The 15285-nt window shown below is 47.1% G+C and carries 10 protein-coding genes and 1 pseudogene; 6 read left to right on the top strand and 5 right to left on the bottom strand.

Features of this window, described 5'->3' with window-relative positions; all coding sequences use genetic code 11:
* Positions 1–31 precede the first annotated feature (31 nt).
* From OK023_RS08255 to OK023_RS08245, 3 genes are all read right to left on the bottom strand, one after another.
* The gene (locus OK023_RS08255; RefSeq protein ID WP_317697571.1) at positions 32–1519 is read right to left on the bottom strand and encodes an MDR family MFS transporter; all 1488 of its coding nucleotides are present in this window, start codon (positions 1517–1519) and stop codon (positions 32–34) included.
* Positions 1520–1948: 429 nt separating this feature from the next.
* Positions 1949–2620, bottom strand: a complete 672-nt coding sequence (bioD, locus tag OK023_RS08250) for a dethiobiotin synthase (protein WP_317696799.1) — start codon at positions 2618–2620, stop codon at positions 1949–1951.
* A 256-nt stretch (positions 2621–2876) separates the two neighbouring features.
* Positions 2877–4091: an ROK family transcriptional regulator gene (locus tag OK023_RS08245; protein ID WP_317696796.1), complete on the bottom strand. Its 1215-nt coding sequence runs from the start codon at positions 4089–4091 to the stop codon at positions 2877–2879.
* Between the two features lie 351 nt (positions 4092–4442).
* On the opposite strand from OK023_RS08245, the gene OK023_RS08240 reads away from it, so the two are divergent.
* Both OK023_RS08240 and tus read left to right on the top strand, forming a co-directional pair.
* A complete protein-coding gene (locus OK023_RS08240) occupies positions 4443–5726 on the top strand; it encodes an MFS transporter (protein ID WP_317696793.1) in 1284 nt (427 codons plus the stop codon).
* Positions 5727–5866: 140 nt separating this feature from the next.
* Positions 5867–6793: a DNA replication terminus site-binding protein gene (tus, locus tag OK023_RS08235; RefSeq protein ID WP_317696790.1), complete on the top strand. Its 927-nt coding sequence runs from the start codon at positions 5867–5869 to the stop codon at positions 6791–6793.
* Between the two features lie 138 nt (positions 6794–6931).
* Here the strand turns inward: tus and fumC are convergent, their stop codons facing one another.
* Complete coding sequence (gene fumC, locus OK023_RS08230; RefSeq protein ID WP_317696787.1) at positions 6932–8329, bottom strand: class II fumarate hydratase; 1398 nt, start codon at positions 8327–8329, stop codon at positions 6932–6934.
* Between the two features lie 200 nt (positions 8330–8529).
* On the opposite strand from fumC, the gene manA reads away from it, so the two are divergent.
* The 3 genes and pseudogenes from manA to OK023_RS08215 all read left to right on the top strand — a co-directional run bounded on the left by manA (position 8530) and on the right by OK023_RS08215 (position 12515).
* Positions 8530–9708 carry a mannose-6-phosphate isomerase gene (gene manA / locus OK023_RS08225; RefSeq protein WP_317696785.1) on the top strand — a complete coding sequence of 393 codons (1179 nt, stop codon included), beginning with the start codon at positions 8530–8532 and terminating at the stop codon, positions 9706–9708.
* Positions 9709–9847: 139 nt separating this feature from the next.
* A pseudogene (locus OK023_RS08220) lies at positions 9848–11368 on the top strand (YdgA family protein); the annotation flags it as partial.
* A gap of 712 nt (positions 11369–12080) precedes the next feature.
* Positions 12081–12515 (top strand): hypothetical protein, encoded by a 435-nt coding sequence (locus OK023_RS08215; protein WP_317696780.1) that lies wholly within the window; start codon positions 12081–12083, stop codon positions 12513–12515.
* Here OK023_RS08215 and OK023_RS08210 read toward each other — a convergent pair.
* Positions 12459–13490, bottom strand: coding sequence for a Mal regulon transcriptional regulator MalI (locus OK023_RS08210; protein ID WP_317696778.1), 1032 nt, complete (start codon positions 13488–13490; stop codon positions 12459–12461). The genes OK023_RS08215 and OK023_RS08210 overlap by 57 nt on opposite strands.
* 204 nt (positions 13491–13694) lie before the next feature.
* Between OK023_RS08210 and malX the strand changes: the two genes are divergently transcribed.
* A complete protein-coding gene (malX, locus tag OK023_RS08205) occupies positions 13695–15278 on the top strand; it encodes a maltose/glucose-specific PTS transporter subunit IIBC (RefSeq protein WP_317696775.1) in 1584 nt (527 codons plus the stop codon).
* Positions 15279–15285: the final 7 nt, after the last annotated feature.

Below are 15285 nucleotides of genomic sequence, written 5' to 3'. Positions count from 1 at the left end.
CGCGGCGCGCCCTCCTCTGTTTATTTTTAACCTACGCCTTTTCAGCTTCTTCATCCTCGTTTTGTGGCCGATGACGTGCCGGGATCAGCATGGCTGCAGCCAGTGCAAACAACGATATCAATGCTGAAATCAGAAATACCCAGTGCAATGAAACGGCAACTTGCTCGGTAATATCCGTTAATATATTTGTCGGCATCGCTTTACGTACCGCAGGATCCATCAGTAATTGTAGAGGATCGTCAATTTGCGGCAAACGCATTTGCAGGTTGATATTAAGCGTTGCCCCCAGTATCGCAGTACCTATTGCTGAGCCTACCATTCTGGTAAATACCGTACAGGCTGTAGCTATACCTCGAATGCTGAAATGTGCCGCATTTTGTACCGAAACCAAAAACGTAGTGTTACATAACCCCATACCAGCCCCAACCATAAAGGCAGCCACTCGCCCCCACAACAGGCCACCAGAAGACTGCAATAGCAGCAAGATCAACCCGCCAACAACCAACAGCAACGCACCAAACAATGCAGTGGTACGATAAGAGGTCAACAGCATCAAACGACTACTCAGCGTGCTGGCCAACGGCCAGCCGATCGACATAAGTGCCAGTGTAGTACCTGCCTCAAGCGGAGTTCCCCCCTTAACAGCTTGAATAAAAGTTGGCACAAAGGCGCTGATGCCCATCATTGCTGCTCCTATGGCAATCCCGCCAATATTACCCGCCACGATCACGCGGTTTTGCCACAATGCCAGAGGAAATAATGGCTCAGGTGCGCGACGCTCCTGGCGAACCAACAGTATTAAGGAAATTAATGCCAAGGTTAGCAGTGGGATCACCCATATACCGAATATTTCTGCCTGTAACAGCGCAAGTAGCAAAGCAGCGACAAAAATCGTCAACCAGGCTGTACCTGCGAGATCTAATACGTGCTTGCAAACTTTTTGGTGAGCAGGCAAATAACGCCCTAGGAAAAGCATAGCTAGCAAACCAATCGGCAAATTTACCCAAAAAACCAATGCCCACGGCAGATGTTGCACAATAAATGCGCCAAGTAATGGGCCAATAATTGCGGAAAAACCCCAAACGCTGGAAATGTAGCCCATTACTTTTGGCCGTTCGGTTGAACTGTAAATATCGCCGATAATGGTGGTGGCAATTGGCATGATTGCTCCAGCGCCAAGGCCCTGAAGCAGGCGAAAACCGATCAACCAGTACATATTGTGCGAGAAACCGCACAAGATAGAACCAAGTAGAAACAAAGTAGCACCAAAGAAAAAAATGCGTTTTCGCCCATATAAATCTGCCAACCGTCCATATATAGGTATGGTGATAGCCTGTGCTAATAGGTAGACAGAGAATACCCACCCTAACAGAGAAAAACCGCCAAGATCGCCGATAATGGTTGGCATAGCCGTAGCCACAATGGTCGCTTCAACAGCAGACATAAACATTGCCAGCATACAGGCGGTTAAGATCAGAGGGCGGTGGGGAACTGGGGCATAAGAAACGTTATCGGTCATTAGGTTATCGAAAGCCATTTTCTTAAAATTTTACCAAGTATAACAGCCAGCTAATGCTCTGTGACTTGTCAAAATTTGTTCTTTGTTTATCTTGGGTTAGAAAGCATTATTCGACCAAATTGTGACATTGTCACATCTCACCTACCCCTGTATGTTTATATGCCCAGATAACAGAGGCGACAAATGTATCGTTGCACAATCATCGTCAACAATAATGCCGGTAAACCAGCATCGACACGTTGCAACTTATGTGCACGGAGCAAGGCGTGAGCGGTGAAGTTTGGTGGACCCAATAAGCGGCGAATAACGCAACAATGCGCGCAAATAGCTCCGGCCCAGCGGGTCGCATCCCACATGCTCGTTCTCTGCGTTGTTGGACTTGAACAGAGGCCCGGGCTTTTGGGTCTGCGACGGCACCACTGGCAATTTCTAGTACTTCATCAGGCTGGATATATCCAGATATTGTGCGAGTTCGCGCTGTTCAGCACGCGGCAGATAAGGGATTTCGCCTAATAATGGCGCTGGAATGCGCTGCTGTAAGACACTGATAGTCTCTGCATAATGAGGCATTCCAGGATTGATGCGGTTTGCCACCCAGCCCAATAATGGTAAGCCATCATTAATTATCGATTGCACAGTCAAGATCGCATGACTGACACAACCTAACTTGATACCCACCACCAAAATAATCGGTAACTGTTCTTGCACCACCCACTCTGCGTAGGGTCGGAGATCGTTCATCAGCACACGCCAACCATCGCTACCTTCAACCACGACAGTATCTGCCCTGCTAGCAAGATGTTCCAACCCTCGACTCATTAGACCATAGTCAATGTCTTGGGCGGTATTTGCATAGAACGTCTCATCCAGGCAGGTAATTGGATTTACTTCTTCGTATGACAACGGCAGTGTAGAAGATCCCTGCAAAACCAAAGCATCTCTATTCCGAATGCCTACACTGGTTTCCAAGCAACTCGCGGCAATAGGCTTATAGCCTGCAACTGAAAGACCTTGTGCGGCAAATGCCTGCAATAATCCGCGGGAAACAACGGTCTTACCCACGTCGGTATCCGTGCTTGTAACAAATAAACGTTTTAACATGAGTAAATCGCCCTGAGATACTTCATTAACAAAAGAACCGCTATTGAGTACAGCGAGAATGGTTAAACAAGGAAAAGTCTAGGGGATGCTAATTAGTAGCAGCTTGAGATAGCTCAATCTTTTGTCGCTAAATAATAAGAATTTCTGATATAAAGAGCTTATCTCCATCACATTGCCCGTTGCAGATGCACCAGTCAGACTGAGCACGTTGTTTAGATACATTTTGCCGCTTAACATTAAATCACTTGGGTAGAAATTAACCTTGCAGCAATTTTACTAATAACGAACCGTTATACAGCGCATCTTTGACCAATGCAGCACCCGGCATGGTACCGTGATTGAAAAACTGCGTAGGTTCAACTTTGACATTTTTACTGTAAGCAGGTAAGGATTGTTGTTGTATACAAGCGAAGATGGTCGGATGGAGAATTTCAGCAGCGCGATTAAGTGGTGAGCCAACCAATATTTTATCAGGATTAAAGATATTGACCATTATCGCCACAATGCGCCCGACGCTATGACCCACACCAAGAATGATATCCTTAGCTAATGGGTCTCCTGCCAAAGCCGCATCGCAAAGAGACTCTACAGTCAAAGGGGCATGATGTAACAGAGATGTCATAGTCCCTCCTAGTCGATGCTGAGCGATGTCTAGAATGTTTTCTATACTGGCAACCGTTTCCAAGCAGCCTTGATTACCGCAATAACAACGTTTACCAAAAGGATCCACTTGGGTGTGTCCTATTTCCACTACGCTGCTGCCAGCATGCAATACACGCCCATTGATGATGACACCAGCGCCGACATTTTGGTCAATCACGACCTGGATCACGTTCTGGCTACCACGTGATGCCCCATACAGGGCTTCGGCCATTGTCCAAGCACTGATGTCATGCTGTAAATAAACAGGCAGTCCTGTCAATTTTTCAAGTGTCGGTCCTAACGCCATCTTGTTCACCTTGTAAAATGGCATCTGGTGAACAACACCAGTAGAGGTATCAACCATACCGGGCAAGGTGATGGCGATTGCCGTTAATCGCTCTAGTTTACTTTGGTGGCGTATGAAGAAACGATCTATCTCGCCCAAAATGCGTTGCAGCAACGGTTCGGGATGTTCAGCCCCCAGTGGCAAGAGTTCTTCAACTACCATTTTGCTGCTGAGCTCGCGCAACGCTAATGTGATTGTACCGCGGCTGATACGGACAGATAGGTAGTGCCAGGCTTCGGTATCCAGCACCAAACCTACGGCTGGACGACCACGGCTGCCGACTTCTTGAAATTCAGTTTCTTTGACCAAGTGTGCGTCAAGCAATTCACGCACAATTTTGGTGATACTGGCAGGTGCAAGTTGTGCCTGCTTGGACAATTCAATACGGGAAATTGGCCCAAGGGAATCGATTAGACGATAAACTGCCCCTGCATTTGTCTGCTTGATTTGCTCAATATGCCCGGGTTGCCCTTCTGCGATCACAAACCTACTCCTAATATTTTTCACGTATCTAAATGAAGACTAAGGGTATCGTGAGTTTTTTGGAATTAAGCGTCAACTATTTGATTCATTATGTGATTCATAGCACAACCTAATGAATTGTCAGCCGAAAAAACATCAGATCCGTGCTTTTTTTGACGATGACTAATGTGTTGGTTGCAGCGTTCATAAAATTTTTAGTGATTGTGATAGATTTTTCTCGGAAAGAACCCCCTGAGAATATTAATGCTGGCAGGTCAATCAAGAGATACAGCCTAGACAAAAAGCCACCCTCTTCTTATCATCAGAGGCTTAAGATGATTTTTAGCCTCTCCCATCCGGTAAGGAAATACTGTGACAACCCCTTCGCGTTTTGCAGCTAGTGAACCGTCAGTACTCTCTGCAAATAGCGAGCCAAAGACGCAACGTTCAACGTTAAGTAAACTCCCCTATATCGAACGCGGTACTCCCCAATTCATGCGCGTCACGTTGGCTTTATTCTCTGCCGGGCTTGCGACATTTGCTCTACTTTACTGCGTACAACCTATATTGCCGGTTCTTTCTCAAGACTTTGGCATATCTCCAGCCGAAAGTAGCCTTTCTCTCTCTTTTTCCACCGGGCTGTTGGCCATTGGCTTGATGTTTACTGGCCCATTATCCGATGCGATTGGACGTAAATCGGTGATGGTAGTGGCTTTGTTGTTGGCAGCAATCTGCACACTAATATGTTCTTTCATGAGCAGTTGGCACGGTATATTGCTAATGCGGGCATTAATTGGACTTTCATTAAGTGGGGTTGCAGCGGTTGGCATGACCTATCTCAGTGAGGAGATCCATCCTAGTTTCGTTGCCTTTTCGATGGGGTTGTATATCAGTGGCAACTCAATTGGTGGAATGAGTGGACGCCTAGTGACGGGTGTAATCAGTGATTTTTTCTCTTGGCGGGTCTCGCTGGCAGTGATTGGGCTGTTTGCTCTGGCCGCTGCCTGTATGTTCTGGCGTATTCTTCCCGCCTCCAAACATTTTCGAGCCAGTTCATTGCGCCCGCGCACGTTGTTAATTAACTTCAAATTACACTGGCATGATAAGGGATTACCGCTGTTGTTTGCTGAAGGCTTCCTGCTAATGGGAAGTTTTGTCACTATGTTTAATTACATTGGTTACCGTTTACTAGATAGCCCTTACCAACTAAGCCAAGCGATTGTTGGTTTGTTATCGGTCGTTTACCTTACCGGCTCATATAGTTCGCCGAAGGCCGGTGCACTGACATCTCGGTTTGGTCGTGGCCCTGTATTGCAGGTTTCGATTCTTATTATGCTGATCGGGATACTTATAACCGCCTTGGCGCCACTATCAATAATTTTTTTAGGAATGATGTTATTTACCGCGGGTTTCTTTGCTTCACATTCGGTCGCCAGCAGTTGGATTGGTCGGCGAGCACGCCGAGCCAAGGGGCAGGCCTCCTCTCTTTATCTGTTCTGTTATTACGTTGGTTCTAGTGTTGCAGGTACATTAGGTGGTGTGTTCTGGCACATTATTGGCTGGAGCGGCGTAGTGTTCTTTATCAGCTTCATGTTGCTTTTAGCTCTACTCGTTGCCTATTTTTTGAAAAAACTCCCTGAAGCTATTAGCTTTTGACAATTTATCCTTATATACCGTAGATGGATTTTTCCCTATAAAGCTTTGCTTGCTGGGTATTAAAAATGATTCGGTGGCTGAAGTTTTCACTTTTTATTATTCTATAACAAATGTATGTTGTAACTAAAAATGAGGTGATTATGGATAGGTATGACCTTATTGGTCGAATGAACTTACGTTTTGCCGAATTAGAGCAGTTGCTTTCCTTACTCCACCAGCAAATTCAGCCACTACGTTTGCTGGCTGCTCGTGTATTCAGTCTGCCTGAAATCGAAAAAGGTCAGGAACACAACGCTGTCGAACAGATCCAAGTAGAACAACATGTTGGTCAGGCAGCTCGTGATTTAGCACTAGAGCATTATCAGCGGTTGTTTATCCACCATAGCCCACAACATGTCAGCAGCAAAGCGGCCGTCCGATTACCCGGCGTGATTTGTCTCGCCGTTGAGCAGACGGAGTATCTCGCTATACAGCAACTCATTGCACAGATAAATCGCCTGAAAGCAGAGTTGGAACAGATTATTACCATAGAATCAGGGCTGGCACCTGAACAGCGCTTTGACTTTGTACACAACCACTTGAGAGGGTTGATCACACTTAGCGCATATCGTTCGATCACCCTGCTCACCAACCCAGACTCCGTTCGCTTCGGCTGGGCAAACAAAAACATTATCAAGAATGTAAAACGCGACGATATTCTTGCTCAGTTGGAGAAAAGCATCAAAGCCGGGCGTTCTGTCCCACCATACAGTAGCGAACAGTGGGCCGAATTGGTGAGCAGAGAATGGAACGACATTAGCCGTTTGCCGCAAAATGCCGTGTTGAAAATCAAACGGCCGGTAAAAGTACAACCGATCGCTCGCGTGTGGTATCAGCCGCAACAGAAACAGGTACAACACCCCTGCCCATTGCCCTTGATCGCACTATGTCAGCAAGATTTTGGGGCGCAAGTACCCAAAATTGGTGATTTGCTCAATTACGATGCCACAAAAATCAAACACAAATACAAACCGGACGCAAAGCCTCTACGCTTGGTAGTAAAACGCCTTCATCTGTATCTAGGCTAGGCAGTCCCTTAGACTCTAAATAATTCGAATTACGGTCCAAAGTGATGATTTTGGACCGTAATCAAACCGCGTTCACAATCTTTAACTCATGAAAGGCATACTCATCAGCCGACAGTTACCGATAATATTGAAGTATGTTCATTTTTCCATACTGCCGACCATATCTTCTGGCCGCACCCACTCATCAAACTGTTGCTCCGTAAGGTAACCCAGCATTAAGGCCGAAGCTTTTAGCGTTATCCCTTCTTTGTGGGCCTTTTTGGCAATCTCAGCGGCTTTATCATAACCAATGTGAGTATTCAGCGCCGTCACCAGCATCAGAGATTCGTTGAGCAGTTGGCTGATGCGTTCGCGATTCGGTTCAATCCCAACAGCACAGTGCTCATTGAAACTACGCATGCCATCAGCCAATAGTCGCACCGACTGCAGATAATTGTGGATTACCATCGGGCGAAACACGTTCAATTCAAAATTACCGGATGCACCACCAATATTCACAGACACATCGTTACCTAACACCTGAGCACAAAGCATGGTCATTGCCTCACACTGTGTGGGGTTGACCTTCCCTGGCATAATTGAACTTCCAGGCTCGTTTTCCGGGATCGCGATTTCACCGATCCCACAGCGAGGGCCAGAGGCCAACCAACGTACATCATTGGCAATTTTCATCAACGAAGCAGCCAACCCTTTCAGTGCCCCGTGCCCATGCACCAGGGCGTCGCAGGTTGCCAGAGCTTCAAATTTGTTAGGTGCTGTAACGAAAGGCTGTGCTGTCAGTTCTGCCAACTTTTGGGCTACGCGTAAGGCATATTCTGGGTGAGTATTTAGCCCGGTACCGACCGCTGTTCCCCCCAATGCCAATTCACAGATATGCGCTAAGCTGTTTTCGATGTGCTTAAGATTATATTTCAGCATCGCAGCCCAGCCAGAAATCTCCTGGCCGAGTGTCAATGGCGTTGCATCCTGTAAATGCGTACGACCTATTTTGACAACATCGTGGAAAGCTTCAGCCTTAGCATTCATTGTGCTATGCAAATTCTTCAGTTCAGGGATCAGATGTTCACGCACAGCGATCACAGCTGCAACATGCATCGCAGTGGGGAAAACGTCGTTCGAGCTTTGGCTTTTGTTGACATCATCATTAGGATGTATTTTCCGCCCCTCCCCTCGCACACCACCCAATAATTCGCTAGCGCGGTTTGCCAATACCTCATTCATATTCATATTGGTCTGAGTACCAGAACCAGTTTGCCAAATAGACAGAGGAAACTCCCCAGAGTGTTTATCTGCCAACACTTCATCTGCTGCCTGAATAATAGCGCTCCCACGTTCGGCAGGCAGTAATCCCAAGTCCATATTGACACTGGCAGCCGCACGCTTGGTTAACGCCAACGCATGGATCAGTGTGCTGGGCATTTTCTCTGAAGAAATATGGAAGTGTTCTAACGAACGTTGCGTTTGCGCGCCCCAAAGCCGATTGCTAGGAACTTCAATGGGACCCATTGAGTCTTTTTCAATACGAATACCTGCCATCACAACCTCCTTTGCACAATCACTGAAAGTGAAGAAATACCAATGAGCAAAAACCCGTTGGTAAGCCCTTAGTATAGTGAGATAGTAATTATTCGCATTACCACTCTGAATTATGCGCATTTTTAGACATCGCGACTTGCATGTGCTTGCCTCGCATTGTTTACTTAGCGCAATTTTCTCGAGTAAGCAGGACATTAATCATGCAAAAAATGGTCAATACCATACAAAATTACGCATGGGGCAGTTTTGATGCGTTAACCCGACTTTATGACATTGCCAATCCAGCAGGTAAGCCTATGGCGGAGTTGTGGATGGGGGCACACCCTAAAAGCAGTTCACAAGTTGAGGATGCCGCAGGAAATCTGCAATCACTGCGTGACATGATTGATACAGACCAACCAAAACAGCTGGGTGCCAATGTAGCACAGCGTTTTGGTGAATTACCTTTCCTGTTTAAAGTACTGTGTGCGGAACAACCACTATCCATTCAAGTTCACCCAAGTAAAACCGCCGCCGAGTCAGGTTTTGCCAAAGAGAATGTCGCAGGTATTCCTCTGGATGCCGCTGAACGCAACTATAAAGATCCCAATCATAAACCGGAGCTGGTTTTTGCCTTGACGCCTTTTCTGGCTATGAATGGCTTCCGCGAGCTTTCAGATATCGTTTCTTTGCTGCAGCCTATTTCAGGTGCACATCATGATATCGCTACTTTTCTCCAACAACCCGATACCGCCCACCTAGCGACCCTATTTGCCAGTCTGCTGGGCATGAGCGGCGAGCAGAAGACCCGAGCCCTTGGTGTTTTAAAAGCCGCGTTAAACAATCAACATGGAGAGCCGTGGGAGACGATTCGTTTTATCGCCCGTTTTTATCCCGACGATAACGGATTGTTCTCTCCTCTGTTACTTAATGTTGTCAAACTGGCTCCCGGTGAAGCCATGTTCTTGTATGCCGAAACACCGCATGCTTACTTGAATGGCGTAGCGCTTGAAGTGATGGCTAACTCGGATAACGTATTGCGTGCTGGCTTAACGCCAAAATTCATTGATATTCCTGAGTTGCTTGCCAATCTGCAGTTTCGCCCGCAACCCGCGTCAGGCTTACTGACTCAGCCAGAAAAACGTGGCAATGAGTTGTTCTTCCCTATTCCCGTTGATGATTTCGCTTTCTCCTTACACGATCTTTCCGCTACGACTCAGCCACTCAACCAGAATAGTGCCGCTATCGTGTTCTGCGTAGACGGTGCTGCTACCCTGGAAAAACTGGGCCAACAGGTAACGCTAACACCCGGTGAATCCTGCTTTATTGCTGCCTTTGAGTCCCCAGTTAACGTGACTGGCAGTGGTCGTATTGCCCGCGTTTATAATAATTTGTCTTAACTCCCGGTAAACTTTGGCAAATAAGTTGCCAAAGTTTACCGGTTACCGCCACAATAAAACGCCTACGGGCTTTTTTACAGTCACAACTTGCCCATCCATCTTATTTATCTAGATGGCTTAAAAAAGGATGAACAGAACTATGAAAAAATCGTTAGTCGCTGCCAGCATCATTGTTGTTCTCGGTGCTGCATGGACCGGAGCTTCCTGGTACACCGGCAAGTTGATAGAGCAGCGGATGGGGGAAATGGTCGAAATCGCAAACAGCGAACTGAAGTCTTACCTGCCAAACGCTGGGATAAAACTAAGTTTTGAAAACTACCAGCGAGGGCTGTTCAGTAGCCAGGCTCGTTATGTTTTACGCGCTGATGACTCCGTCCCAACGGATAACGCCCAGTTGAAACCAGGTGAAGAAATCGCTTTTCTTGAAACGATCAGTCATGGCCCATTTCCTGTAGCCCAGTTAAAAAAACTCTATCTACTCCCGAGCTTGGCCTCGGTTCATTCTAAACTGGAAAACACGCCAAGACTCAAAACACTGTTTGAAATAACCAAAGGACAATCGCTGTTTTCTGCTGAAACACGCATTGCCTTCAGCGGTGACACTGCAACAACGATTGATGTAATCCCGGTTGAGTTCAGGGGAGACAAAAACTCACTGAGGTTCAGCGGCGCTAAAATTAATGCCGACGTTGGCCGTGATATGAAAACAACCGTACTAGATGTCACCAACGACAGCACCATCATCAGTGCACCAAATCAGTTCGGTCAGATCGGCCAGATAAGACTCCAAGGGCTGATGCTAACAGGCAATACACATCAGAATCAGTTCAATCTGAGCCTAGGCGAGCAAGCTGTTAACCTTAAGCAGTTGAATGTCAGTATCGATGGAAAAGAAACCTTGTCGATGGAAGGCATAAAGCTGGCTACCCAATTCGATGAGCAGGACAGCAAACTGGATGGGCAAATCAATTACGCGCTAGATGCCATTAAGATTCAGGGGAACAATTTTGGCTCTGGTAAACTGCTGCTGAAGATCAACAATCTAGATGACAAAGGAGTGAAAGAGTTTAGCGAACGCTACAATCAGCAAACAATGGCCTTGTTGCAGCATGGAGAAATGCTGTCACCGGAAGACTATCAGCAGCAATCAGCAGCCTTGCTGTTAAAGAACTTGCCACTACTGCTGAAAGGCAACCCAAGTCTAAGTATTGCGCCGCTCAGTTGGCAAAACAGCAAAGGCGAAAGTTCGTTTACGCTCAGTATTGATTTCCTTGATCCGGCTCAGGCCAGCACGACAGCAGAAACATCTGAACAACCACTCGTTCGCTTCGTGAAGAAAATTGATGCAAACCTGAAAATTCCAGTATCAATGGCTGCAGAAGCCATGGCGCAAACAGCAAAACTGCAAGGGCATAGTGAAGCAGATGCACAAAAAATGGCACAGATGCAACTGCAGCAGTTGGCTACATTAGGACAAGCACTCCAGCTCATCACACTAAAAGACGATATCATCAGCAACAGCTTCCATTATGCAGATAATCAGATTGAGCTCAATGGTAAGAAAATGTCCTTACCTGCATTCACTGGGCTGTTTGGTATAGCAGGTGATGAAGGAGATGACTACCTGCAATCAGAACAACCAGATGAAGTTACACCACCAGAAAATTCTGGCGAAACACCAAAATCCGAGCAGCCAGATGAAGCTCCACAAGTAGAGCAACCCGGCGAAACACCAAAATCCGAGCAGCCGGATCAAGCTCCACAAGCAGAGCAACCCGCCGAAGCACCAAAATCCGAGCAGCCGGATCAAGCTCCACAAGCAGAGCAACCCGCCGAAGCACCAAAATCCGAGCAGCCGGATCAAGCTCCACAAGCAGAGCAACCCGCCGAAGCACCAAAATCCGAGCAGCCGGATCAAGCTCCACAAGTAGAACAACCCGCCGAAGCACCAAAATCCGAGCAGCCGGATCAAGCTCCACAAGTAGAACAACCCGCCGAAGCACCAAAATCCGAGCAGCCGGATGAAGCCGCTGCTCACTAGGTAAGCCAGGCTAATTAGTTTTAGGCCAATAAAACATCCCAGAGGCTCAAACAATAATGAGCCTCTGTATTTCTCGAACCATTGAGAATGTCCAACAGCAAGCCGTCCTCCCACCACGCTATCTACAAATCCACAAACGACTCACAATCTCAGACTGTCATTCATTCTGTCGTTAGTTTGTGACCTCTAGACTACATACCTTAGATGCTCAATAACCCCTTACCAAAAAATGCAATTCCAGTAAGTGATAAAAATATTTTTCTTTGAGTGCATCCAGAACCGCGCATCAAACGTCTCTATCAGAGAAATTAAACACTCAAAGAAGTAAATAATGATGAGAGTTCTTTTTATTCCAGTACTTATCGGCTTCATGGCATTTTCAGCCTTTGCTTCTGATATCTCAATAAAAGAGACGTCATTAGGCCAAGTTTACACCAATAGCCAAGGTATGACGCTTTACCACTTTGATAGCGACAAGGAAGGTCAATCTAGCTGCTATGACGAGTGTGCCAAAGCTTGGCTTCCACTGTTGGTCACAGGTGAGAGCTCAAGATCCCCAGGTTTAGGAAAAATTGAACGTAAAGATGGAAAGTTTCAATGGGCATTGAACCGTCGTCCACTTTACCTATGGCATAAAGATCAGCATCCAGGAGATATTACAGGGGCTGGTGTTAAAAACACCTGGTCTCTTGCATGCTCCATGAAATGCTCATGCAGATCCCCTCTTGATAAGAGTCGGTGGCAAGATTACATTCTGCGGCGATAGTGTATCATCGCCGATACGCTGCAACAGCCTGGAAGCCGCACTACGGCCAACGTCGCGAGCAGAACTGGAAATAAAGGTCAACGGAGGTTCTGTCAATTCGGCCTCAGGTACATCGCCAAAACCTATCAGCGCGACCTGTTGACCATAAAAACTATCCATTCCTTCAGAACCAATGCTGCGCCCGCTGCGTACGATACCAAAGTAGGCCCCCAAAGCGACAGAGGCTTTATGGCACATAAGTGCGCTGATATTTGGGTGCTGCCTTAATAGATTTTCTGCAGCTTCTGCGGAAGTTTTCTGATGGCAATCACATTCAACGATCCATTCAGAACGGAACGGCAGCCCATATTGCACCAGCGTGGCACAGAATCCCCCTAATCTTTCCGCACGAGTCAGAGAGTCACTGTATCCGCCTAGGTAAGCGATCTGACTGTGTCCCCGTTTAATAAGTAATTCGGTAGCCATTTTCGCTGCCTGCATATTATCTGGGCGAACAACATCCACCCCCTCTAATCCGCTCGAACGTGCGGCACACACAAGCGGAACTCCCTGCTCTGCGGCTTTCTCTTTCAGATGGGGCACAGAACGTACACCACTGGCAAGTACCATACCGTCAACACCGTGCTCCAATAACGTATCAAAACAGCGCATAAGTCCTTTGCCATCGCGTCCACTCTGGGTAAGGAACAACACTTTACCGTGGGTTTCCAGTATCTCACTGAGACCAGCAGTCATTTCAGCATAAAAAGGTTCGCAAATATCACGCAATATAAGACCGATGACGCCGGATTCTCCTCCACGCAACGTTGCTGCCTGGCGATTGCGAACATAGCCGAGTTGTTCAATCGCATGATTTACACGCGTCATGGTGGAGTGAGAAATGCGACCTTTACCGCTCAAAACCAAAGAAACGGTGGTCACGGATACGCCTGCCAATTGCGCAACATCAGTAATAGTGATTTTTTTAATCGTCATAACCTCTGTAAAGCAACGTCCCGATGGCACATATCGAATGCCTTGTAGAGTAAAACGTTTTACCTGCCTTTGTATTGTCGCTGCAAAGCGTGATTCTAAATTGTGATTGATGGCTCATTTTTGCTTGGTAAAACGTTTTATCTTGTTTTTACCTAAATCAGATGCCAAAAACATTGCAAGCTTTTTCGCCAGGAGTCGTCAGTTATGCCAGCTGCTAAAAAACAAAAAATCACGCTTTGGGAGTTTTTCCAAAGCTTAGGCAAAACATTCATGTTGCCTGTCGCACTGCTTTCATTCTGCGGGATCATGCTGGGGATCGGCAGTTCACTGAGTAGTCGGGATGTTATTACTCTGCTACCGTTTATCGGCCATCCCGCATTTCAGTTGCTTTTCACCTGGATGAGTAAAATCGGTTCTTTTGCCTTCAGCTTTCTGCCGGTGATGTTCGCTATCGCCATCCCATTAGGTATGGCGCGTGACAACAAAGGCGTGGCCGCTTTTTCGGGTTTTGTGGGTTTTGCCGTACTTAACCTGGCAACCAACTTCTATCTGACAACCGCTGGTATACTTCCAACCACCGACGCGCTGGTACTGAAAGCCAACAACATACAGAACATTCTCGGAATTCAATCGATTGATACGGGGATACTTGGCGCAGTGATCGTAGGTATTATCGTTTACCTACTGCATGAACGTTTCAACACTATCCGTCTGCCAGATGCATTGGCTTTCTTTGGCGGTACCCGCTTTGTCCCTATCGTCACTACGGTAGTTCTTGGGCTGTGTGGTCTGCTTATCCCGTTGATCTGGCCATGGTTTGCTGCCGGTATCAACGGTCTGGGCCGTATGATAAACGGTGCAGGTATATTTGGGCCAATGATCTTTGGTTCCGGTGAGCGTTTGCTGTTGCCATTCGGTCTGCACCACATTCTGGTCGCCCTCATTCGTTTTACCGAAGCAGGCGGCACACTCGACGTTTGTGGCCGTGAAGTCAGCGGTGCACTGACAATTTTTCAGGCCCAACTCTCTTGCCCAACGACTCACGGCTTTGCTGAAAGCGCAACACGCTTCCTGTCACAGGGTAAAATGCCCTCCTTCCTTGGTGGTCTACCCGGTGCTGCACTGGCCATGTACCACTGCGCAAAACCAGAGAATCGTCATAAAATTAAGGGGTTGCTGATTTCTGGTGTCGTTGCTTGCGTTGTTGGTGGTACGACTGAACCTATTGAATTCCTGTTCCTATTTGTTGCCCCATTTTTATACCTGATCCATGCCATCCTTACCGGCCTAGGCTTCACTGTCATGGCCCTATTGGGGGTCACGATCGGCAATACTGACGGCAACATCATCGATTTCGTGGTATTCGGTATCCTGCACGGTACGGCAACCAAGTGGTACCTAGTACCCGTAGTCGCGGCAATTTGGTTCGCGGTTTACTATGCAATTTTCCGCTTTTCCATCCAGCATTTTAACATCAAGACGCCAGGCCGTGAGAATGAAGCGGTGGCAACACAAACTGCCCCGATTGGCTCGGTGGGAAAATCAGGCTACAACGTGCCCGCTATCCTTGCTGCGCTAGGAGGCAAAGAAAATATTGTTTCATTAGATAACTGTATTACTCGCCTGCGCATGTCTGTCAACGACATCAACAAAGTGGATGACGCAGCACTAAAAGCCAACCGTGCTATCGGTATTATCCGTCTTAACGAACATAACCTGCAGGTGGTGATCGGCCCTCAGGTACAGTCGGTAAAAGATGAACTAGATTCGTTGATTGCCACAGCATAATTTTTCT

Source organism: Serratia sp. UGAL515B_01, from assembly GCF_033095805.1.
Classification (GTDB): domain Bacteria; phylum Pseudomonadota; class Gammaproteobacteria; order Enterobacterales; family Enterobacteriaceae; genus Chania.
This window is presented reverse-complemented; position numbering and strand designations above follow the sequence as displayed.